Below are 21,822 nucleotides of genomic sequence, written 5' to 3' on the forward strand. Positions count from 1 at the left end.
TTTTGTTGCGCTGCACCTGCGAAGGCTTTATGCAGCGGCAAGAGAGACAAAGGAGTGCGACCATGGCTCATGATGGACAAGACCTGACGACGCAGGCACAGGTGCTGCTTGACGATCTGTTGACATTGACCGGCGCGGCAATTGCCCCGGTCGAACGGATTTTCGATTGCGCCCGCGCGCATCTGCGCGATCTGGTGGTCCAGGATGGCCGGGTGTCGGCAATGTTGGTCGAGGTGCATCAGGATGCGGCGCATGGGCTGGCTTGGTTGGCTACCTATCTGGAATCGCTCAGACAAATGCAAGGTTGGGCAGTGCGGATGACCGCAGAGGGCCAGTTTTCAGAGCTGAATGCCCTGATGCATCAGATCGCCTTTGGCGAATATCTGGCCCAGATCCGGGGTGGCATTCCCATGAACCAGGGCGAGATCGTGCGCCCGCGCGATTTCGGGGTTGGCCCGGAGGAGCTGGGCGTTCTGAACACGCCAGAGATTGAAACCCTGTTGACGCAGGGCAATACCACGGCGGCCCGGATGCGGTTGGTGGAACTGATGCAGGCGCAGCATGGTGCGACGATGTTCGGCGCGTCCGGCCTTGATGACGAGCTTGAGATGATCCGCGAGCAATTTCGCCGCTATGCCGTCGATAATGTCATCCCGCACGCCCATGAATGGCATCTGAAAGACGACTACATCCCGATGCAGGTGATCGAGGAACTGGCCGAAATGGGGGTCTTTGGCCTGACCATTCCCGAAGAATTCGGCGGTTTCGGCCTGTCCAAGGCATCTATGTGCGTGGTGTCAGAGGAACTGTCGCGCGGCTATATTGGCGTTGGCTCGCTTGGCACAAGGTCAGAGATTGCAGCCGAACTGATCATCGCCGGTGGCACGCAGGCACAAAAGGAACATTGGTTGCCGCTGCTGGCCTCGGGTGAAAAGCTGCCCACTGCGGTGTTCACCGAACCCAATACCGGCTCTGACCTCGGTTCCTTGCGCACCCGCGCGGTCAAGGGCGAGGACGGCAATTACACCGTGACCGGCAATAAGACATGGATCACCCATGCTGCGCGGACCCATGTCATGACGCTGTTGGCGCGCACCGACCCCGACACCAGCGATTACCGCGGGTTGTCGATGTTCCTGGCGGAAAAGGAACCCGGCGACGATGCCAACCCATTCCCGACCGAGGGCATGACTGGCGGCGAGATCGAGGTTCTGGGCTATCGCGGGATGAAGGAATTCGAACTGGGGTTCGATGGTTTCAAGGTCAAAGGCGACAATCTGCTGGGCGGGGAAGAGGGCAAAGGCTTCAAACAGCTGATGGAAACCTTTGAATCCGCCCGCATTCAAACCGCCGCACGCGCCATTGGCGTGGCGCAATCGGCGCTGGATGTGTCGTTGCAATATGCGCTGGATCGCAAACAATTCGGCAAGTCGATCATCGCGTTCCCGCGTGTGGCCGGCAAGCTGGCGATGATGGCGGTCGAGATCATGGTGGCGCGGCAGCTGACCTATTTCTCGGCCCGGGAAAAGGACGAGGGGCGGCGCTGTGATCTTGAGGCTGGTATGGCCAAGCTTCTGGGCGCGCGTGTTGCCTGGGCAGCGGCGGACAACGGGTTGCAGATCCACGGCGGCAACGGATTTGCCTTGGAATACACGATCAGCCGGATTTTGTGCGACGCGCGGATTCTCAATATCTTTGAGGGTGCCGCAGAAATTCAGGCACAGGTGATCGCCCGCCGCCTGCTTGATCCGCGCAAATAATCAGGCGGTGATCCCGGGTGGTGATCCGGGGTGGTGATCCGGGGCCGCAGTCCCGGACCGTGATCTTCGGTTTGATCATCCCGTGCAGTTCGCTGCGCGGGATTTTTGCGTCACGGTCTTGGGGACTGGGTGTGCCCTGATCCCGGCGGGCAGCACCCGGGGTGGTGCTGGCCCCATATCCGCTGGGCATCTTTGGCCACCAAACGATTCTGAAGCGCATCCAATTCCCGCAGGGCAAGTTTCGCATCGCCGGTGCGGGCGATTTCCCGATCAAAGGCGCGTCGAACCGACTGTGCGCCCCAGGGCAGGATGGCAGAGGACACCCATGTGCGCAGATCTTTGGGCAAGTTGTCATAGGCCCGCATCGGATCTTTGTGGCTTGGTTTGCATCTCAGCGACGTAGAGCCGCGATTGCCGGACATGGTGTGGTTCATCTGTCGGTACGCCATTGGAATCGATTTGCCGCCAATATGTAATAACATTACATTGCGGAGCACAAGGCCACGAAGGCGCGGAAATGCCAACAAGGGGCATTTTAGGCGGCTTTGTAGTTCAAAAGAGCAATTCACCGGTGGTCAGATTGCGGCGGGCATAGACGCCGTAGCTGTGTGGGTCATGTTCGATGTCCGGCAACCCGGCCACAAGACGTGCGCGATCCTCGTGGCTTAGCGTTGACAGCTGGGCGCTGGCGGGATGGAAGCTCTCGGTTTCCAGCCCATTGGCCCAAAGGATTTCATGCCGTGGCAACAACAGATGCACGTAGGTCACAGCGCGCACGGTGAAATCCGTTTCCGCAAATTTGGTGCCATCCAGATCACTGGCCGCAACCAGAGCTTCGGGCGTGTTGAACAGATCCTGAACTTCCGCCCCGCGCACCAAAAGCCGGTGTTGGGGGGAGACCAGCAGTGTTTTGTCGGGGCGACCGGCACCAAAAGCACCAGAGAAAATGCGCACCGGGCGCAAATGCGGCATGACATACAGACGCGCGCCGCTGATCCGGCGCGCGCCGGTCCACAGCACCTCTTGCGGGCCATTGTCGCGGGTCAGGACATGATCCCCCTCGCGCAGGTGTTCGACCGGGCGGGGGCCTGTCGGCGTCTGAATCGCTGTGCCGGGGGTGAAACAGATCACCCCGCCGTCGCGGTTTTCGGAGTTCAACCGGGGTTTCAGCGTGACGCTGACAACCCAGAGCTCCCTGTCGCGCGGCGGCATTTCCCCCATGAACATCAGCAAGGGGCGGGTGTCGGTCCCGGACGGGATCAGGGTGACGCTATAGCTTTTTGCGCCATCCGTGACGACAAAGCTGTTGTTGTCCGGTGCATTGGCGATATCTGCGTCGTAATTCGGATGTCGCACGGCCCGTGCCGTGCCAACCAATTTGGTGACGGCTTTTGCGGCGCGCCTGCGTCTGTCGTCTTCGCCGTCTGCCATATCCAGCCGCAACACAGACTGCGGACCATCGACGCAAAGCGCCTTGCCTGTCCAACTCCAGAGCGCGCCAACCTTCAATTCAGAAAGCGATGCGGCCGGAAAGCCATCAATACATGTGTGCGACCAAGCGATGACAAACGTGCCACGATAGCCCGTTTTCATACCTGGAACTGCCTCGTTACTCTTTTTATTCCCAAGAGATTAACAGATCCGCGGCCTGATGGGAATCGATTATGCGCGTCGGCGGCGCTTTGCGCGATCCTCTGGCAAGACTGGACCTGTCCGGCAGGGTTGGGGTAGGAGGGGGCATTGGTCGGGAGCGTGAACATGGTGTTTTCGGTGCGTATGGCCACCGGTTTGGTGGCAATGACATGGCTCTTGGGCTGTGGGGATCCGTTGGACGGGGTTGCAAAGCTCTCTGACGTGGAATTGGCAGAGACGCCGCCGGTGGCCGCGATTGCGCCCGAGGGCCAGTCGGAAGAGACACCGGTGGCCGAACCGGGCCTGTTGGGGCGCATGATCGGCGGCGGTGCAGATCCCGCCGATGCCGAGACATCCCCAGATGCGGCAGAGCCAGATGCGGTGGAGGCCGTGGCGGCCAACACAGCGGCGCCGCGGCGTGGCCTGTTCGGCGGCGGTACGTCGCGCCCTTCGGCCAAGGCCAAACCACCCTCGGTTCCGCCGGGCACGATCCTGTCTTTTGGATTGGTCAAACCGGTGTGCGACCTGCCAAAATCCAAGCGTGGCAAAGAGATCGAGGCCTTTCCCGCCCGCTCCAAGGCCTATCGCCTCTATGATAGTGAGCCCGGCCGCACCACCGCGCATCCGTTTTATGTGACCGGGTTCGACGACGGTTGTGCGCGGACCTTTACCGCCGCTTTGGCGGTGTTTGGCGCGCCAGAAATGCATGAATTGCTGCGCTATGGCCTGCCTGCGGATATACAGCCCTATTCTGCGACCGACAGCGCCTATGAAAAGATCAAGTCACGCATTTGCCGGGTTGGCCGTGGCAAACCCTGCGGCAGCAAGGTGTCCCGCATCGAAAAGAATACCGTGTTTGTCAGCGCCTATGAAAAATACGGTGACAATGCGCGCTGGTTCAACATGCTGCTGCATGATGGCGAGGTTGCGGAAACCGATCTGAAAAGCGGCGGCTGACATCGCCGGCGCGCAGGTCAAACCCCGCCGTCGTGTCGCTGGGGTGTCGCTGTCGTGATCGCTAAATTCACCAGCTAATGATGCGGTTTAGTAATGCGGCGGGCGCTCGTCGCCAAGGACAACACCGCCGGGTTGTTCGTTTTGGCGTTCTGCTTCGCGCAGGATCAGCCGCGTCACCTGGGATTGCAGGCGCGTTATGTCGGTGTCCTGGCGGGCAATCACGTCAGACATGTCATCGACCATGCGGATCAGATGGGCAATGCGTTCTTCGAGGGCGTCAATCTGGGTGCTCATGAGGTTGGGCTATAGACCGAACGGGCGGCATTGCCTAGGGCCACTTCGGTTGCCCCTCCTTGCCCCTAGGGATGCTTCCGGCTACACCGCGCGCAAACATAGCACAGCCGGAGCCGACCATGGCCAAGCAGAAGAAACAGCCCCGCCCCAAGGCGATCACCCCCAAGGGATTTCGTGACTATTTCGGTCATGAAGTGACCGAACGGGCCGAAATGTTGGCGACCATCGCCGGGGTCTATCATCGCTATGGGTTTGACGCGCTGGAAAGCAGTGCGGTGGAAACGGTCGAGGCGCTGGGCAAGTTTCTGCCAGATGTCGACCGCCCGAACGAAGGTGTGTTCGCCTGGCAAGAGGACGACGCCGATTGGCTGGCGTTGCGCTATGATCTGACGGCACCTTTGGCGCGGGTCTATGCACAATATCGCAACGATCTGCCGACACCCTATCGCCGCTATGCGATGGGGCCGGTGTGGCGCAACGAAAAGCCAGGGCCGGGCCGGTTCCGCCAGTTCTATCAATGTGATGCCGATACTGTTGGCGCACCTTCGGTGGCGGCGGATTCCGAAATCTGCGCCATGCTGTCCGACACGCTTGAGGCCGTGGGCATTGCGCGTGGCGATTACGTTGTGCGGGTCAACAACCGCAAGGTTCTGAATGGTGTGCTAGAGGCGATGGGCGTGACGGAAGAAGGCCAACAGGCCGCCGTGCTGCGCACCATCGACAAATTCGACAAGGTCGGCGAATCCGGTGTGCGTGAATTGCTGGGCAAGGGGCGGCTTGATGCCTCGGGCGCTTATATCGACGGGGTTGGTCTGGCGGATGCCCAGGCCGAGCCGGTTATCGCCTTTCTGACCTCAAAAGGCGCAAATGCCGCCGACACGCTGACCAACCTGCGCGCCGCCATTGGCGACAGCGCAATTGGTGGCGAAGGTGTTGCAGAGCTTGAACAGATTGCCAATTTGCTGGCGGCACAGGGCTATGGCCCGGATCGGATCGAGATTGACCCATCGGTCGTGCGCGGCCTTGGCTATTACACCGGGCCGGTGTTCGAGGCTGAGCTGACCTTTGAGATCCTCGACGAAAAAGGCCGCAAGCGGCAATTCGGTTCGGTTGCCGGTGGCGGGCGTTATGACGATCTGGTCAAGCGGTTCACCGGTCAGGCGGTCCCGGCGACGGGTGTGTCCATCGGTGTTGACCGGCTCTTGGCCGCATTGCGCGAGAAAGGGCGGATACGCTCTGCCGAGCGCGGGCCCGTGGTGGTGACGGTCATGGATCGCGATCAGATGGCGACCTATCAGACCATGGTTGCTGAATTGCGCAACGCGGGCATTCGCGCCGAGGTCTATCTGGGCAATCCCAAGAACTTCGGCAATCAGCTCAAATACGCCGACAAACGCCAATCCCCGATTGCGGTGATTCAGGGCAGTGACGAGGCCGATCGCGGCGTTGTTCAGATCAAGGATTTGATCCTTGGGGCGCAGATCGCCGAAAACGCCACCCTGGAAGAATGGAAAGAGCGCCCCTCGCAGTTCGAAGTCCCGCGCGGCGAACTGGTGGCAAAGGTGCAAGAGATCCTTGAGGGGCAGGCCTGATGCCGGGGCAAATGCCGGGACGCGCCCGGATCATTGCCGAAGCGATGCGCTTGCGCCAAGGTTTTGAAACCGCTGGGGCCCAAGTGGTGGAAACCCCGGTGCTGCAACCGGCGGAAACCCTGCTGGATCTCTATGGCGAGGATATCCGGGGCCGGGCCTATGTGACCCAGGATCCGCAGCGCGGCGAACAGATGTTGCGGCCTGATTTCACGGTGCCGGTGGTGCAGATGCATATGGCGCATGGTGCAGAACCGGCGCGCTATACCTATGCCGGAGAGGTGTTTCGCAAACAGGAAGACGACCCGGAGCGCGACAGCGAATATCTGCAGGTCGGCTATGAAGTTTTTGATCGCGACACGCAGGCCGCGCGCGAAGCCGAGGTTTTTGCCCGGATTTCGTCGGCCCTGTCTGATCTCAACCTGCGGGCGGCCACCGGTGATATTGGTCTGCTTAAGGCGGCGGTTGATGGGTTGGACACCACCGAGAAACGCAAGGTGGCGCTGCGCCGTCACATCTGGCGGCCCCGGCGGTTCCGCGCCTTGCTTGACCGGTTTGCCGGCCGCACCCCGGTGCCGTCCAGCCGCAGTGCGCTTTTGGCGGCGGCCGATCCGATGGCAGAGAATGTGCCGCAGATCGGTTTGCGCAGCCCCGCAGAGGTTGCCGCGCGGATTGAAACCCTGCGCGAAGACGCCGCGACGCCGCCGATTTCCGCGCGGCAAGTCGATCTTATCGAAGATCTTCTGGCGGTGCGGGAAACCCTGCCATTCGCGCTGGAGCATCTGCGCGATATCGCGGTGGACTTGCCCTCGATCCAGGGCGCGGTGAACCGCCTGGTGGCCCGGGCGGATGCCCTGCGGGCCGAAGGGGTTGATGTGGATGCATTGGAATTCGAAGGCAGCTATGGGCGCACGTCGATGGAATATTACGACGGGTTTGTGTTTGGGCTTTATGCGGAACGCCGCCCCGATTTGCCGCCGGTGGCGACGGGCGGGCGTTATGATGCGCTCTGCGCCGCACTTGGCGGCGGGCGGGGTATGCCGGCGGTCGGGGGCGTGATCCGCCCCGGTCTTGCGCTTTTGCTGCGGGAGGGTGGCCAATGACCATCAAGCTGGGCGTGCCGTCCAAAGGGCGGCTGATGGAAAAGACCTTTGACTGGTTTGGCGCACGTGGCGTGACGCTGGCGCGCACCGGGTCCGAACGCGAATATGCCGGCGCGGTGTCGGGGGTCGATGGTATCGAGTTGGTGCTGTTGTCCGCCGGGGAAATTCCCCGCGAACTGGCCGCTGGGCGCATTCATTTGGGCGTGACCGGAACCGATCTGGTGCATGAAAAACTGCCGCAATGGGAACAGGTGGTCGAGCCGCTGGTCGAACTGGGCTTTGGACATGCCGACCTGATCCTGGCGGTGCCGAGCTGCTGGGTGGATGTGGACACGCTTGACGATCTGGACGCGGCGGCGGCAGCCTTTCGGGCGCGCCATGGATTCCGGTTGCGGATTGCGACGAAGTATCACCGGCTGATCCGCGAATTCCTGCGTGATTGCGGTGTGGCGGATTATCAACTGGTCGACAGCCAGGGGGCGACCGAAGGCACGGTCAAGAACCTGACGGCGGAGATGATCGCCGATATCACGTCAACCGGCGAGACGCTGCGCGCCAACCACCTGAAAATTCTTTCAGATGGTCTGGTCCTGAAGTCACAAGCGACCCTGTTTCGGGCTCGTGGCGTCAAGCTGGACCCCGATGACCGCGCTGCTTTGTCGGCGTTGCGGTCAAAACTGGAACTTCTGGGGTAAGGTTTGCCGCCAAAGCCGTGGTCTGTTCAAAATGTGCGCTGCGGCGCGCAGGTTGACTTGCGTTCAGGCCACGCAGGCCTTGGGGGCGCTGCCCCCGTCCCTCTGGGACTCCCCCGGGATATTTTTGAACAGAAGAAGCGGGGCGTGCGTTACAACACGCCGATTTCGGCCAGAGCCGCATTGAGGGCGGCGGGCAGCGGGTCTTCGCGCCGTGCGCGGTCTGAGATGTCTGGTGGGGCATCTTCGGGTTTGAGGTAGCGCCAGCCCTGGAACGGCCGCCGGGGCGCTGGTGCAGTCCGAATGATGTCGGGGTCCAGCACGATACCGCAGCGCGCGATTCCATCGGGGCCGGTCACCTCGTCCAGGCGGAGCACCTTTTGGCGGGCCAGGACCACGCCCTTGAACACCCAATAGAGCGAGCCGCCATTCAACAATTCAGCGGCCCGTTTGGGCCACATCCGGGTGACATGGCGCGGCAGGGTGTCAGGCAGGCTGGCCCTGTGAGAGGCTTGCCACAAGGCGAGGTCGTCCGGCGTTTCGGTGCCGACGCATAATTTTATCAGATTGATCGAGTCAGTCATGAAATCCGCCCCCCAGCGGCCCATCTATTGTAGTCTTCATGTGGCGGGCTTCAAGTTGTTGTGCAATTCCCTAGTTAGGCGTATCTTGAGCGTCTTCAAAAAAAGAGGGAATCGCGCCATGACCCGTTTCGCCGCCCCGATCGCCGAACAGATCTGGGATATGAAATACCGTTTCAAGCAGGCAGACGGCACGCCGATTGATAAAACGGTCGAGGACAGTTGGCGACGGATTGCCCGCGACATGGCGCGGGTAGAGGCGCAGCCGGATGTCTGGGAGGCGCGGTTTTACGAGGCGTTGGAGGATTTCAAATTTCTGCCGGCTGGGCGGATCACGGCCGGGGCGGGCACAGCCCGTTCGGTGACGTTGTTCAACTGTTTTGTCATGGGCACCGTGCCCGACAGCATGGGTGGCATTTTTGATATGCTGCGCGAAGCGGCGCTGACCATGCAGCAGGGTGGCGGCATCGGGTATGATTTTTCCACCATCCGGCCCAAGGGCGCAGCGGTTTCGGGGGTTGCGGCGGATGCCAGCGGTCCGTTGTCATTCATGGATGTGTGGGACGCGATGTGCCGCACCATCATGTCTGCCGGGTCGCGGCGCGGCGCGATGATGGCGACCATGCGGGTCGACCACCCCGATGTCGAGGATTTCATCGCCGCCAAATCCGACAGCGCGCGTCTGCGCATGTTCAACATGTCGGTGCTGATCAGCGATGATTTCATGGCTGCGGTCAAAGCCGACGGATCTTGGGATCTGCAATTTGACGGCAAGGTCTATCGCACCCTGTCGGCACGGGACTTGTGGAACCGGATCATGCAGGCGACCTATGATTATGCCGAGCCGGGGGTGATTTTCATTGACCGGATCAATGCCGCCAACAACCTGAACTATGTTGAGCAGATTGCCGCCACCAACCCCTGTGGTGAGCAGCCTTTGCCGCCTTATGGCGCTTGTTTGCTGGGGTCGATCAATCTGGCGCGGTTGGTCAGCGATCCGTTTTCCGATGCGGCCGGCATTGACGAAGAGGCGCTTGATGGTCTGGTCGCCACCGCCGTGCGGATGATGGACAACGTGGTCGATGCGTCGAAATTCCCGCTGGAGGCGCAGGCGCGCGAAGCCGAAGCCAAGCGGCGGATCGGTTTGGGTGTGACCGGTTTGGCCGATGCGCTGTTGATGAAGGGGTTGCGCTATGGCTCGGATGAGGCAGCGGCGCAGACCGAGCGTTGGTTGAAACGGATTGCCCGGGCGGCCTATTTGGCGTCGGTCGATCTGGCGCAGGAAAAGGGGGCTTTTCCGCTGTTTGACGCCGAGGGTTATTTGGCCAGTGGCAATATGCAGGCGATGGATCAGGACGTGAGAGATGCCGTGGCAGAGCACGGCATTCGCAACGCGCTTTTGACCTCGATCGCGCCCACAGGGACAATTTCGCTATATGCTGGCAATGTCAGTTCCGGGATCGAGCCGGTTTTTGCCTATCGTTATACCCGTAAGGTGTTGCAAAAGGATGGGTCGCGGACCGAGGAAGAGGTTGTCGATTACGCGGTGCAGATGTGGCAGGACAAGTTTGGCGATGCCGCGCTGCCGGAGTATTTCGTCAATGCCCAGACGCTGGACCCGGCCGAGCATGTGAAGATGCAGGCGGCGGCGCAGAAATGGGTGGATTCGTCGATTTCCAAGACGATCAACTGTCCCGAGGATATTGATTTCGAGTCGTTCAAGGATGTCTACATGCAGGCCTATGAGACGGGCTGCAAAGGCTGCACGACCTATCGGCCGAATGATGTGACGGGGTCGGTTTTGACGGTTTCGGAGGAGAAGCCGAAACTCTTTAATCAAAGCAGCGACTATCGCAAAAATCTCGCCAACCTGATCGAATTGCGCGGAACTACCATGCGTCAAGCATCGTTAGATGCAGGGCTGAGCCACGGCTACCTTCATGGGATTATAAAAGACGGAAAGGAACCTACGCTAGATCGGATCGAGAAGATTGCGTCGGTCCTGAACGCGGAAGTGTCAGAAATTCTGGGCACAGGGGGGGGGCAGTCTCCCGAACTGGTCACTCGAGCTGATGCTGAACCGCTTCAACCGCATGGCGATGTGGTCTACATGTCCGAACCGCTGGACCGGCCGCAGACGCTGGAGGGCAATACCTACAAGCTGAAATGGCCCGACAGCGAACATGCCATCTATCTGACGATCAACGATATTATCGTGGGCGGTCGCCGCCGCCCGTTCGAGGTGTTCATCAATTCCAAGAATATGGAGCATTTCGCCTGGACCGTCGCGTTGACGCGGATGATCTCTGCGGTATTCCGGCGCGGGGGCGATGTATCCTTTGTGGTGGAAGAGCTGAAAGCCGTCTTCGATCCGCGCGGCGGTGCCTGGGTGCAGGGCAAATATATCCCCTCGATCCTGGCGGCGATTGGCGGCGTGATCGAACGCCACATGGTCGCCACCGGGTTTCTGGCAGGCGAAGGCATGGGGTTGAAGTCCGATCCCAAGGCGCAGGTCGCAGAAGCGGAGCCCGGAAAACGCGGCAAGGCCTGTCCCTCTTGCGGGCAATACGAATTGCGCATGGTCGAAGGGTGCATGACTTGCGGGGCCTGTGGGCATAGCAAGTGTTCTGGGTGAAGCTGTCTATGCGTGTGTGTCTTTGCGGGCATAGTTATGCCAAAACCCCCAGTTTTGTTTGCCACGAATTGGGAATAGTTTTGCCATAGGCGCTTAACATGCTGAATTATAATGGTTTTGGACGAATGTGAAATTTTGGCTAAAACAGACCCAAAAGCGTGAACTGGCGGCGCAAAAGACATAAGGCATCATGAAGATTGCCGTGTCATTGCATTGCACACCGAGGCGACTGGGGTAAAGAGCTGCAAATTTGGTGGCGTCGATAGACTATATAACCCCATCCGCAGCCTTCCCACCTGATTTCCAGATCTTGCGCGGGCCTTCTTTTGAGGCCGCGAAGATCCGGAAACTCTGGTGAGGCCAGACCAAACATCAACAAATGCCAGGCCGATAGACAATGCTGCTGCTACAGCGTGTCTGGCAAGATTGCCTTTTGAAAGGAGGGAATGGGCTTCTTGAGCTGCCGACTGGCGCAGCACTTTTCGGGATGACACCGATGACTGTCTATAGAGCTTTCTATTCCAAACAACCTTGTCGTAAACTGGTGCACGTCTGCCGATTTCTCCGGAACCATGGGACCGCTTTGGCTCTGGCTGCGCACAGGCTTGGTGGCCCGGCGGCCAGTGCCCGCGTGTTCCTGCTCTGTGAAGCTGTACGGCACACGCGGCGGTTAACACGGGCTCAAAGCAGCCAACTTGTGGACTTTCACAAGTTGCTGACGCTGGAGCACGTCAGCGATCCGGATCGTATTGAGTACGGCCTCTTTGCTCAGATAAATCCCGCCTCCAGTTTTGTTGATGAGTGCTGCTTGCTGTCCGAGAAATTGAACTCGTTGCTTCGGAAAATCGCTGAAACCGATCCGGCGGGGGACGGCATTACCTCAGCCTTCCAGAAAATCTCGCAAGCTGCGTGATCCTCCAGGGCCGGCCCATGCAGGGTCGGCTGTCTTGAAGGGGCGGCCATCCCGGGCGCCCCAATGTACGACAATTAACTCAAGGGGTATCACGACGATGCACGTGCTTTACAACAAACAGAACATGGATGATCTGGCAGCCGAGGCCGTAGGCTTGGGCAGGCAGGTCGCCGAGCGGGCCAAGGCGCTTCACCTTGGCGACACCGCAAAGGATGTTGCTTTCGTGTCGCGCTGCTTTGCGCGCCTGAAGGATCGCCAACCCTTCGATGAAGCTGATGAAGGTGGTTTCGACGCCGTCATGGATATTTTGGAGCGCAGTATTGCTTCGGAATTTCTCGGCAGTGAAGAGCGCTACGAGGAAACCGGCTACGATGACTTTGGCCCTCGCGGCGAAACCCGTGATACACCAGTCTATTCCGACCGCGGTAATGAACTCATCGAGCTGCAATACCTGTTCCAGGATTTTCTCAACTGCCGCGACGGTGTACTCGACCATGTCGCCGCACACCGCTGTTTGCTTGATATCATGGGCAGCTAAATGAAAGAAGAACACCCCGAGCAGCCAAGCTGCTCGGGGTGTTTGTCGTTCTATAGAGACAGAAGATTTCCATCTCAGTAGACGATTTCGGCCCAAAGCGGACTTTGAGAGGCCACTTTCCATTCCGCAATGCAGCACGCCATTACGGACATTCGTCGCGAGCAAAATAATGTACTGGTTCGAACCCACTCAATGCGAGCCCGCAGTGGGCATTCTCTAGTCTGGAACAAATGCCTTCAAACAAGCGGCGCGGCTCCTATTCCTCCACCCAAAATCGATCACTTGCCTTGCCACGGGATTCTAAGATGCGCTGCACGATTGCGTCGCTCCCGAACACATCAACCGGATCGAAGAGAAATTTTTGAAAGGTCTTCTCGCTAAGCTCTGCATCACCGAGCGCTTCTTGGGCGGCTTTCAATTTTGCAACGAAGTTCGCCTCCATGAATGTTATGGCTAGTGGGAGCATGCGTTCTAGGCATTCTAGCGTTGCACGATTCCAAGTCGTTTCATTTGTTGCTGCTGCTGGCGTCAATTGCCCAATTCGATTGGGTACAGCAAAAAGAATTACTTTGTGCCAGACTCGGTCCCTCATTTTGTGTTCGGGGTTCACGTGAGCCAGGGCATTGTTTCGAAGATTGATAAGATCGCGATGATCTTCTTTTTGGCCTTTCGTTAATTCACTGTTATTCAACTGAATTGAACCTCGCTCACCAAGCTTCCCGCTAGTTGATGTGGCACGAACATACAAGTTGACGGCGGTCGTTTGGAGAGCTTTGACAGTTGTTTGCTCCTCAGGCCCAAACGTTTCGCCCTTCTCATCCACCTTGGCCCTAAGGATTTTGCAACAGTCACTTGCTTGCAGCAGGTCACCCAAACATGCTTCTGCACGCCATACTTGGAGGAGAAGCCCCTTTAACTTTTTTTGTTCACTAGTTCGATTTAGGCTTTTGGAAAGCGCCAGAAAATCCACGAATGGCGGGTACTTCATATAACAGATTCCTGTGCGGCTCACCGTTTGATGCAGTTATGTAGAACAAGGTCTTGTTCGCAACCTTGGTGTCCAAGCTTAAACAGGTTTTGGTCCTTTGCGGTACCATGTGGAATGAGCATAACGGCCCAGAGCCGACGTTTGAACGTTTGGGGTTGCTTCAATGCGGCTTTCCCAAAACGGACGTTCTAGGGTGCCGACGAAGTGCCACCCCTCTGACAGTCTGAGGCGGTTTGTAACAGTTAAATCTAGATGTACTCGGAGAATAGGTCATCGATCGGATCTACTCGTTTCCTTTTTACGTCCTTCTTGTACGCGGAAACCAATTTTCCGGTCATCGTCTTACACCATATCGGGCTCTTGAGATCGCGTTTGTGATCAAATTTATCCTCTTCGATCAACTCTCCAATTTCTGCGTTGAGATCGTCAACGGTTGTGGACGCAATCCCCGCGAAGACCTTTACAAAGTCATCAACCTTACCCTCGGCAAACAGTTTTCTTGGGTCAGTTAGAACAGCTTTTACCGCTTCCTCGCCCCTTACAATTTGGCTTACAGCATGCGCCAGAAAATACTTTGTCAGGTTGTAGTGGCCGAATACAGGATCATCGAAGCCATCCAATACCCCGAGCATCGATTCCACCAGCAGATGGCAAAAGACGAGTTTCGCGCCAGTAACATCTGACCTTCCGAAAATTTTCGCATGTGACTCGTCCATGACCTTGTACTTTTGGTGACACGTCCACGGCTCGCCAAGTTCTACCGCCAGCAATGCCAACCCTGAATCTTCGTTCCGAAGCACCTCCTTCTTCGGGTTCAATTCACCCTGCTTCACCTCAAGCACAAAGTCGGAATATTTGAGTGCCGCCACTTCCTTTTTTAGCCGCTGCTGTATCGGATTGTTGGATTTTTGGTCGCGAGCCTTGATCGCGTTTTGGTTGTTGCTGTTGTGGGTGATTTTTTCAGACAACTGTGCATCGTCACCCAAAGCGACAACTTTCACCAGTACCCTTAAATCAGCCGTAATGCTTGCCTTTGAACTAAGCAGTGAAGTGAGGCTCTGAGCGCCATTTACCACGACATAGTCATGGATGCCGAGACGCTCTGTATTGGTTTCATCTATGGCGCTACATAGCACGGTTATGCTGACCTGCCCCCTGCTGGTCCCTCATTCATAATGAGAGTCTGCAGGTTAAATCTGGGTATTCGGCTTCCGCGTCTGACGCAAGCGCGCCGGGCGCGGAGTTCTTCAAATTGCTCAAGCGCACGGCGCGCTTGCAGCGGCGTTTGGTTGCCCAAGGACGAGTGTGGCCTGACCGTGTTATAGTCGTAACGCCATAGGGCCAGCTTGCGCCGCGCATCATCCAGGCTGTCGAAGATCTCCTCGTTCAGTAGCTCATCCCTGAGACTGCCGTTGAAGCTCTCGATGAACGCGTTCTGCTGCGGCTTGCCCGGATCGATGTAGTGCCACGGCACCTCGTTCTCGTCGGCCCATTTCAGGATGGCCCGACTGGTGAACTCAGTTCCATTATCGCTGACAATGCAGCCGGGCTTTCCGTAAAGCCGGATCAGAGCGCTGAGCTCCCGGGCGACCCTTGCGCCGGAGAGGCTGGTGTCCGCGATAAGGCACAGGCATTCCCGAGTGCAGTCATCGATCACTGCCAGCATCCGGAACTTCCGCGAGGCGCCGAAGCTGTCGGATACGAAGTCCAACGACCAACGAGCATTGGGATACGCCGCAACTGGCATCGGCACCCTGGTGCCACGCGCCCGTTTCCGGCCGCGCCGCCGCTTCACGGACAGCCCTTCTTCGCGATAGACCCTGTAGAGCTTCTTGTGGTTCATGGTCATGCCCTTGCGCTCCAGCAGCACGCCGATCCGGCGGTAACCGAACCTGCGCCGCTTGGCAGCGATGTCCTGCATCTCCTTGCGGATCTCGGTACAGTCCGGTGGGCGTTCTCGCCGGACTGTTTTGGGATCGACACCGACAAGCCTGCAGGCCCGGCGCTGCGAGATGTCATGATCCCGCATCGCCCGAAGCGCCGCGTCTCGCCGCTTGGTCAATGTCGTCAATTCTTTCCCAGCAAGTCTTTCAGCACGACGTTGTCGAGCATGGTATCGGCCAGCAGGCGCTTGAGCTTGGCGTTCTCGTCTTCGAGCGCCTTCAGCCTGGCGGCCTCAGAAACTTCCATCCCGCCATACTTGGCCTTCAACTTGTAGAAAGTCGCCGTGCTCAGCCCGTGCCTGCGACACACCTCCGCTGTCGGCATCCCTGCTTCCTGTTCTTTGATCATACCGATGATCTGCGCCTCGGTGAAACAACTCTTTCGCATCTGTCTGCTCCTTCAGAGTTGGCGCAAACTCTACATTACGGTGAGGGATTTCGCGGGGGGCAGGTCACTCTGGGTGAAATCTATATTTCGTTGCGGTCTAACATTTCAAATCGGGATGCAGGCCCCCTCAAAGATGTTGTTCGGGACTTTATCATCGAGCACTTGCCTGTTCAGCCAGGCTCGGAATTGTTGGATGGGAAGGTAGCACATCGGAAGCGCCATACCGTGGCGAGCCTGTCCAAAGTTAGCGGTATCCACCAAATGACGCTAAACAGGGCTTTGATCCAAACAGGATTGATCGCGGAGGGAGATCCCGAGCAGATCGAAACCAGACGGACCTTTGATGCGGTTGAAGGTGAAGCGCTTGCCCACAGGATCAATAACTCCACGCCGACGAAATCAATTCCAGATTACCTGAACTGCAACCGTACACAGGCGCAAATGATGGTCAGAACTGGGATCCTGAAGAAGCTGTCGAACGATCCGTCCATCAAGTCTGGAGTGATGACGAATGTCGCGAACGATGACCTTGATGATTTTCTGGTTCGCTTTCGTGCTGCCGGCAAGCCTGTGCAGGAGCCGAGCGCAGGCATGGTAAATACCATCGAGGCTTCGGAAATTGCTCGGGTGCCCGTTGCAGACATCGTTCGGCTTGTTTTGGACGGACGGCTCGCCACCGTCGAAACCGGCTGTGAAGAATTGCGGTTCCGCTCGGTTTTCGTCCGCCCGGAGGAAATCCGGCCTGCTGCGCAAGAGGTGATTTCCGAGCAGGGCATGTCTGCCAAAGAAGTCGCAACGCAATTGGGACTCAAGGTGATGGCAATTGAACATCTTCGAACGAAAACTGATCTGGACGGGCAACAGTTTCTTAAGGGGGTAAAAGTTGCCAACGCCCGGGGTACGATCCGGTATTGTTACGCAAAGGAGGACGTGGACAAGTTTTGTTCGAAGTATGTCACTCTTCAAGAGCTTGCCGATAACGCAGGTACCAGTACGAAATCGGTTTCTGTCAAACTGAGTAAGCTGGGTTTGGAGCCGATTATGGATCGGTATATTTTGAGAGCGAAGGTTTTCCGCCGCGCAGATCTATAATCACCATTTCTAAAGATGACTTACAGGCCGCCCTTCGGGGCGGCTTTTTTTTATGCATAATTGACCGAGATCCCCTGAGAATAATGGCAAAACTTACCCCGACTACTTGGCAATGGCAGCCGCTGTTTTTAGACGCGCAGTTTTGGATGTGAGTTAAGTTATTGAATAATAAAATTTTATTGGGGTGGCCGGAACTGGCGTGGCATAACTTTGCCAGCATCGACAGGGTGTGTTGTGGCGCATCACGCGACATGACCTAACCGTCTCACAAGGTCATTTTGGCTGAGAAGATAAGGAAACGGCTTCGGGGAGTACCCGAGGCCGTTTGCATGTCTGGCTGTGGCGCCGCCTGGTGGTGTTTTTGCCAGGCAGCACGCTAAGAAGGGCAGCCGATCTTCACTGCGCGTGCTGTGATCGTATGAGCGAAGGCACGTGCAATGAGTGGATGCGGGCGTATATCAGATCATAGTTTGCCAGGAGCTGTCGACCACTGCCGACTTTGGTACCAAGTGCGGTAGATGGCCGATCACAGCCCGAATGCACGAAAACATGCAGTTCCCCAAACGTCGCGTTCCGTCGAAATTCGAGGCCATGGCGGTGTAGCAATTTGAACAAGATCAGCTCAGTTAGCTCACCAACGTGACGCCTAATGCGATTGTGCGCTTGCTCTATCAGGCTATATAGTTGGCAAGTCTTAGCAAGCTCCGCCGCCTGGGTGCACGCGGCCCCAAGTTCGTGAGAACGAGTAACTACCGGAAGTCAAACCGCATGACTGGTCTTGCCACGGTTTCGTTCCGGTCTTTGCAATCAGTGTCCGCAGCGTCACAGTTATGCCGACCAGTGTTTTCGATAGTTTTAGAGGACTGCATGAATCCAGATAAAGTGTTTGTGCTATGTATCGGCAGGGCGAAAGCAGTCTTTTATGATATAAAGTTTGAAGTTACTGGCGATATGTCCTGCACCGGTGCCCCGCGTCGGCATGCCTTGTGCACATCCTCGCCAAAGACAGTTTCGACTTGTAGAAGGTAACAACCCAAGATCGGTTGTCGCGTCGGCCCGCTTGGCGGTGACAAGGAGACCTATTTGTTCAAGATAGACGCTGTCCAGTCTGCTTCGTTTCTGGTTGCCTGCGAAGAGGGTTCGATCAGATCTGCATCAGAGCGATTGGGTGTCGAACCTTCGACGATCAGTCGGCAAATCAAGGCTTTGGAAGATTCGCTGGGAACCGCGCTGATTGAGCGGGGACGCAGAGGCGTCCGCGCGACCGAGGCGGGAATACTTCTGCGGACCTATCTGAAACACCAACAAAGCGAGCAAGAGGCGCTGTTGTCGGACTTTGACGCGCTCAAGGGGATGCGGCGCGGGGAATTGGTGATTGCGGTCGGAGATGGCTTTATCAGCGATTTTGTCGGCAATGCGGTGAAGTCTTACAAGGCGGCGTTCCCGGGGTTTACTTATGATTTGTTGAGCGGTTCGACCGAACAGGTTCTTCACGCGGTCAGAACGGACCGCGCGCATCTTGGACTGGCGTATAATGCGCGTACCGAACGGGCGATCCGCAGTGTTGCGCAGGTCAAGCAACCGCTGGATCTGCTGGTCAGCCCCACGTCGGAATGGGCGGATCTGCCAGAGCCCGTCACGATGGCGCAGCTCGAAACCTTGCCGTCGGCATTGCTGAAATCCGGCTTTGGCGTCGGGGATATGATTGCGGTGGCCGAGGGCGCACATGGGGTCAGGCTTCAGGCGCTTGTGCGATCGAACTCTCTGGCTGTGCTGCGCAACTTCGTGCGTGAGGGGTTGGGTGTCACGGTGCTGCCCGCCTTTGTGGTCACCCGCGAAATTGCGGATGGGACCATCATAACCAAGCCTTTGGATATTCCTGAATTCAGCAAGGGCGAGGCGTCGGTTTTTACCCGGCAGGGACGTCGTTTGCCCGAAGGAGCGACGCGACTGGTCAACCACATCAGCCGATCAATGGTCGCCTTTCGGCACAGCGCCTAGCGTTGCGTGCGGCGCAACGATAAGTCACATTTGCTGCAATTCCCGCAGCCTTGTTCTGGCCATAGTCTGTAGAGAATCGATGGATCTCAACAGGGTAAAAAAATGTCAAAAAACTATATCGCTCCTCTTGTCGCCGCCTTGGCCGTTTCGACCGCGTTAGTCGCCCCGGCGCAGGCGGAAACGCTGCGCATTGCCTCGCAGGGCGATGCCACCAGCCTTGACCCCCATAGCCACAATGAGAGCTTTACCAACTATTTTCTCGCCAATGTTTATGAGGGGCTTGTCGCGCGCGACAAGGATTTCGAGATCGCAGGTCAGTTGGCACAAAGCTGGGAGCAGGTGGATGCCAAGACGTGGCGCTTCACACTGCGCGATGGGGTGTCGTTCCATGATGGGTCGGTTTTCGCCGCCGATGACGTCATCTTCAGTATGGACCGTGCGCTTTCGGAAACCTCGAATTTCAAACATGTGCTGGCTTCGGTCGAAAGCTATAGCGCCATTGATGACATGACCGTCGAAGTCGTGACCAAAGCGCCAAATCCGATCCTGTTGAATGATCTCTTGGACCTGATGATCCTTGATAAACAATGGTCCGAAGCCAACGGCGCAGCGATGCCAATCAACCTTCAGGCTGAGGAAAAAGCCTATAGCGCCACCAACGCCAACGGCACGGGCCCCTTTCAGGTTGTATCGCGCGCGCAGGGTGAAAAGACCACGCTTGCCGCATTTGATGGCTATTGGGGCGATGCGGGCAATGTAACCGAAGTTGTCTTTACCCCGATCAACAATGCCGCGACGCTGGTGTCGGCGCTTTTGTCGGGTGAGGTTGATCTGGTGATGCCACTGCCGTTGCAGGACATTCCGCGCGTAGAAAACGGCGCAGGGGTCAAGGTGGTCTCCAGCGCCGAGGCGCGCACCATGTATATCGGCATGGACCAATGGCGCGATCAGATCATCGAAAGCCCGGTCGAGGGCAATCCGTTCCTTGATCTGCGGGTGCGTCAGGCGATTGCCCATGCGGTGGACGCACAGGCGATCATCGACCGGGTGATGCAGGGGCAGGCGACGCTGGCCACGCAATATTTGATGGACAAGGTGAACGGCTATAACCCCGATCTGACACGGCTGGAATACAGCGTTGATACCGCCAAATCGCTCTTGGCCGAAGCAGGCTATCCCGATGGGTTCGAGGTCACGATGGATTGCTCGACCGACCGTTACGTCAATGACGGTCAGATCTGTCAGGCAACCGTCAGCCTGCTGGCCCGTGTCGGGATCAAGGTGAACCTGATCGCCCAGCCCAAGGCACAGTTTTTCCCCAAGGTTGTCGCGCCTGATTTCGGCACCTCGTTCTTTTTGCTTAGCTGGACGCCCTCGACCATGGATGCGTTGAACGTGTTCCAGAATGTGCTGGGAACCCGCGATCTGGAAAACGGCAAAGGGGCGTGGAACATCTCTGGCTGCTCGGTTCCAGAAGCCGATGCGCTGGCGGCAGAGGCGGCTGTGACGATGGACGCAACCGCGCGCGAAAAGATGCTGCAAGACGCGATGGCCCTCATGGTCGAAGATGTCTGCCTCGTGCCGCTGCACGTGCAGCAGTTGGTCTGGGGCGCGGCGGAAAACATCGATGTGGTGCAGCACCCGACGTTTGAATTCCCGCTGGAATATTTCAACGTCAACTGATCGCGCCTGTGCGGCCCGCCTTTGTTGGGCCGCACCCCATCGCCCCCTACATGGAAACCTGATATGTATTTTTTGCTGGCCCGATTGCTTCAGGCCACGATTGTGATGCTGTGCGTTGCCCTTGTCGGCTTCCTGGTATTTCAATTTGTAGGCGACCCGGTTCTGTCCCTTGTCGGACAGGAAACATCCGTCGAAGACCGCGAAGCGCTCCGCGAGAGCCTTGGCCTGAACGATCCGATCCTCGTGCAATATGCCCGCTATGTTGTGAACGCCGTGCAGGGCGATTTTGGCATCTCCTACAGCTTTAACCGTGATGTCAGCGAGATGATCGCAGACCGGCTTCCGGCGACGATAGAGCTGGTGATGCTGTCCGGTGTGCTGTCGCTGTTGCTGGCCATTCCGGCAGGCATTTACACCGGCATCCGGCGCAAGGGCGGCATTGCCCAGACGATCATGGCGCTTTCGGTCATCGGGGTCTCTATCCCATCCTTCCTGTTGGGTATCTTGTTGATTTTGGTGTTCTCGGTCTGGCTGAACTGGTTGCCTTCATTCGGGCGCGGCGACGTGGCGGTGGTGCTTGGGTTCCGCTCCAGCCTGTTCACCTGGGACGGGCTTAGCCATGCCTTGATGCCCGCCGCCGTACTCTGTCTGTTTCAACTTGGTGTCATCCTGCGCCTGATCCGGGCCGAGATGCTGGAGGTGCTGCGCACCGACTACATCCGCTTTGCCTGGGCGCGTGGATTGCCGGGCGGGCGGGTCTATTTCCGCCATGCTCTGAAAAATACGCTGGTGCCGGTGGTCACGGCGATTGGCCTGCAACTCAGCTCTTTGTTTGCCTTTTCGATCATCACCGAACGGGTGTTCCAATGGCCGGGCATGGGGTCGTTGTTGCTGCATGCCATTGGCCAAAGCGACATCCCGCTGCTGGCCGCCTATCTGATCTTTGTCGGGCTGGTGTTCACGATCTCCAACCTTGTGGTGGATGCGATCTATGTGCTGATCGACCCCCGCATTCGCCACGGAGCGCTTTGAT

18 protein-coding genes and 1 pseudogene are annotated in these 21,822 nt (G+C 57.8%); 12 read left to right on the plus strand and 7 right to left on the minus strand.

The window, feature by feature from the left end:
- The first annotated feature begins 62 nt into the window (after positions 1 to 62).
- Entirely contained in the window at positions 63 to 1,760 is a 1,698-nt protein-coding gene (locus AC0L4F_RS01270; protein WP_244684343.1) for an acyl-CoA dehydrogenase family protein, read from the plus strand.
- Positions 1,761 to 1,870: 110 nt separating this feature from the next.
- On the opposite strand, the gene AC0L4F_RS01275 is transcribed toward AC0L4F_RS01270, so the two are convergent.
- Together AC0L4F_RS01275 and AC0L4F_RS01280 are read right to left on the minus strand one after the other, a co-directional pair.
- The gene (locus tag AC0L4F_RS01275; protein ID WP_244684355.1) at positions 1,871 to 2,194 is read right to left on the minus strand and encodes a DUF6525 family protein; all 324 of its coding nucleotides are present in this window, start codon (positions 2,192 to 2,194) and stop codon (positions 1,871 to 1,873) included.
- Between the two features lie 118 nt (positions 2,195 to 2,312).
- The gene (locus tag AC0L4F_RS01280; protein WP_244684364.1) at positions 2,313 to 3,353 is read right to left on the minus strand and encodes a Hint domain-containing protein; all 1,041 of its coding nucleotides are present in this window, start codon (positions 3,351 to 3,353) and stop codon (positions 2,313 to 2,315) included.
- A 147-nt stretch (positions 3,354 to 3,500) separates the two neighbouring features.
- Here AC0L4F_RS01280 and AC0L4F_RS01285 point away from each other — a divergent pair, with 147 nt between their 5' ends.
- Entirely contained in the window at positions 3,501 to 4,349 is an 849-nt protein-coding gene (locus AC0L4F_RS01285; protein WP_244684366.1) for a hypothetical protein, read from the plus strand.
- 87 nt (positions 4,350 to 4,436) lie between these two features.
- On the opposite strand, the gene AC0L4F_RS01290 is transcribed toward AC0L4F_RS01285, so the two are convergent.
- Positions 4,437 to 4,643 (minus strand): SlyX family protein, encoded by a 207-nt coding sequence (locus AC0L4F_RS01290; protein ID WP_244684368.1) that lies wholly within the window; start codon positions 4,641 to 4,643, stop codon positions 4,437 to 4,439.
- A gap of 119 nt (positions 4,644 to 4,762) precedes the next feature.
- On the opposite strand from AC0L4F_RS01290, the gene hisS reads away from it, so the two are divergent.
- From hisS to hisG, 3 genes are read left to right on the plus strand one after another with little or no spacing between them, the layout of a single operon-like run.
- On the plus strand, positions 4,763 to 6,235 hold the full coding sequence (gene hisS / locus AC0L4F_RS01295) for a histidine--tRNA ligase (protein ID WP_244684370.1): 1,473 nt from the start codon (positions 4,763 to 4,765) through the stop codon (positions 6,233 to 6,235).
- Positions 6,236 to 6,246: 11 nt separating this feature from the next.
- Complete coding sequence (locus AC0L4F_RS01300; RefSeq protein ID WP_244686291.1) at positions 6,247 to 7,335, plus strand: ATP phosphoribosyltransferase regulatory subunit; 1,089 nt, start codon at positions 6,247 to 6,249, stop codon at positions 7,333 to 7,335.
- Positions 7,332 to 8,030 (plus strand): ATP phosphoribosyltransferase, encoded by a 699-nt coding sequence (gene hisG, locus AC0L4F_RS01305; protein ID WP_244684372.1) that lies wholly within the window; start codon positions 7,332 to 7,334, stop codon positions 8,028 to 8,030. The genes AC0L4F_RS01300 and hisG overlap by 4 nt, the downstream gene beginning before the upstream one ends.
- Before the next feature lie 149 nt (positions 8,031 to 8,179).
- Here hisG and AC0L4F_RS01310 read toward each other — a convergent pair whose 3' ends face one another.
- Positions 8,180 to 8,611 (minus strand): DUF1489 family protein, encoded by a 432-nt coding sequence (locus AC0L4F_RS01310; protein WP_244684374.1) that lies wholly within the window; start codon positions 8,609 to 8,611, stop codon positions 8,180 to 8,182.
- A 118-nt stretch (positions 8,612 to 8,729) separates the two neighbouring features.
- On the opposite strand from AC0L4F_RS01310, the gene AC0L4F_RS01315 reads away from it, so the two are divergent.
- From AC0L4F_RS01315 to AC0L4F_RS01325, 3 genes are all read left to right on the plus strand, one after another.
- On the plus strand, positions 8,730 to 11,243 hold the full coding sequence (locus tag AC0L4F_RS01315) for an adenosylcobalamin-dependent ribonucleoside-diphosphate reductase (RefSeq protein WP_244684376.1): 2,514 nt from the start codon (positions 8,730 to 8,732) through the stop codon (positions 11,241 to 11,243).
- A gap of 397 nt (positions 11,244 to 11,640) precedes the next feature.
- On the plus strand, positions 11,641 to 12,156 hold the full coding sequence (locus AC0L4F_RS01320) for a hypothetical protein (RefSeq protein ID WP_244684384.1): 516 nt from the start codon (positions 11,641 to 11,643) through the stop codon (positions 12,154 to 12,156).
- Between the two features lie 97 nt (positions 12,157 to 12,253).
- Complete coding sequence (locus AC0L4F_RS01325) at positions 12,254 to 12,694, plus strand: hypothetical protein (protein ID WP_244684385.1); 441 nt, start codon at positions 12,254 to 12,256, stop codon at positions 12,692 to 12,694.
- Positions 12,695 to 12,950: 256 nt separating this feature from the next.
- Here AC0L4F_RS01325 and AC0L4F_RS01330 read toward each other — a convergent pair whose 3' ends face one another.
- From AC0L4F_RS01330 to AC0L4F_RS01340, 3 genes and pseudogenes are all read right to left on the minus strand, one after another.
- Entirely contained in the window at positions 12,951 to 13,682 is a 732-nt protein-coding gene (locus AC0L4F_RS01330; protein WP_244684386.1) for a hypothetical protein, read from the minus strand.
- Between the two features lie 248 nt (positions 13,683 to 13,930).
- Positions 13,931 to 14,818 carry an AIPR family protein gene (locus AC0L4F_RS01335; RefSeq protein WP_244684387.1) on the minus strand — a complete coding sequence of 296 codons (888 nt, stop codon included), beginning with the start codon at positions 14,816 to 14,818 and terminating at the stop codon, positions 13,931 to 13,933.
- Between the two features lie 34 nt (positions 14,819 to 14,852).
- Positions 14,853 to 16,013, minus strand: a pseudogene (locus tag AC0L4F_RS01340) (IS3 family transposase).
- A 225-nt stretch (positions 16,014 to 16,238) separates the two neighbouring features.
- On the opposite strand from AC0L4F_RS01340, the gene AC0L4F_RS01345 reads away from it, so the two are divergent.
- The 4 genes from AC0L4F_RS01345 (at position 16,239) to AC0L4F_RS01360 (ending at position 21,821) form a co-directional block, all read left to right on the plus strand.
- Positions 16,239 to 17,105 (plus strand): hypothetical protein, encoded by an 867-nt coding sequence (locus AC0L4F_RS01345; protein ID WP_244684388.1) that lies wholly within the window; start codon positions 16,239 to 16,241, stop codon positions 17,103 to 17,105.
- A 1,083-nt stretch (positions 17,106 to 18,188) separates the two neighbouring features.
- A complete protein-coding gene (locus AC0L4F_RS01350) occupies positions 18,189 to 19,106 on the plus strand; it encodes a LysR family transcriptional regulator (RefSeq protein WP_244684389.1) in 918 nt (305 codons plus the stop codon).
- A gap of 102 nt (positions 19,107 to 19,208) precedes the next feature.
- Positions 19,209 to 20,789, plus strand: coding sequence for an ABC transporter substrate-binding protein (locus tag AC0L4F_RS01355; RefSeq protein ID WP_244684390.1), 1,581 nt, complete (start codon positions 19,209 to 19,211; stop codon positions 20,787 to 20,789).
- Positions 20,790 to 20,852: 63 nt separating this feature from the next.
- On the plus strand, positions 20,853 to 21,821 hold the full coding sequence (locus tag AC0L4F_RS01360) for an ABC transporter permease (protein ID WP_244684391.1): 969 nt from the start codon (positions 20,853 to 20,855) through the stop codon (positions 21,819 to 21,821).
- The last annotated feature ends 1 nt before the right edge of the window (position 21,822 follow it).

It is taken from the genome of Marinovum sp. J2-8 (genome assembly GCF_055808435.1).

Bases quoted from the DNA above. Each gene is read 5' to 3' on its own strand.
- AC0L4F_RS01280 (WP_244684364.1), bottom strand. From the start codon at position 3,353: ATGAAAACGGGCTATCGTGGCACGTTTGTCATCGCTTGGTCGCACACA.
- AC0L4F_RS01310 (WP_244684374.1), bottom strand. From the start codon at position 8,611: ATGACTGACTCGATCAATCTGATAAAATTATGCGTCGGCACCGAAACG.
- AC0L4F_RS01300 (WP_244686291.1), top strand. From the start codon at position 6,247: ATGCCGGGACGCGCCCGGATCATTGCCGAAGCGATGCGCTTGCGCCAA.
- AC0L4F_RS01330 (WP_244684386.1), bottom strand. From the start codon at position 13,682: ATGAAGTACCCGCCATTCGTGGATTTTCTGGCGCTTTCCAAAAGCCTA.
- AC0L4F_RS01325 (WP_244684385.1), top strand. From the start codon at position 12,254: ATGCACGTGCTTTACAACAAACAGAACATGGATGATCTGGCAGCCGAG.
- AC0L4F_RS01355 (WP_244684390.1), top strand. From the start codon at position 19,209: ATGTCAAAAAACTATATCGCTCCTCTTGTCGCCGCCTTGGCCGTTTCG.
- AC0L4F_RS01360 (WP_244684391.1), top strand. From the start codon at position 20,853: ATGTATTTTTTGCTGGCCCGATTGCTTCAGGCCACGATTGTGATGCTG.
- hisG (WP_244684372.1), top strand. From the start codon at position 7,332: ATGACCATCAAGCTGGGCGTGCCGTCCAAAGGGCGGCTGATGGAAAAG.
- AC0L4F_RS01290 (WP_244684368.1), bottom strand. From the start codon at position 4,643: ATGAGCACCCAGATTGACGCCCTCGAAGAACGCATTGCCCATCTGATC.
- AC0L4F_RS01275 (WP_244684355.1), bottom strand. From the start codon at position 2,194: ATGAACCACACCATGTCCGGCAATCGCGGCTCTACGTCGCTGAGATGC.
- AC0L4F_RS01270 (WP_244684343.1), top strand. From the start codon at position 63: ATGGCTCATGATGGACAAGACCTGACGACGCAGGCACAGGTGCTGCTT.
- AC0L4F_RS01320 (WP_244684384.1), top strand. From the start codon at position 11,641: ATGCTGCTGCTACAGCGTGTCTGGCAAGATTGCCTTTTGAAAGGAGGG.
- hisS (WP_244684370.1), top strand. From the start codon at position 4,763: ATGGCCAAGCAGAAGAAACAGCCCCGCCCCAAGGCGATCACCCCCAAG.
- AC0L4F_RS01315 (WP_244684376.1), top strand. From the start codon at position 8,730: ATGACCCGTTTCGCCGCCCCGATCGCCGAACAGATCTGGGATATGAAA.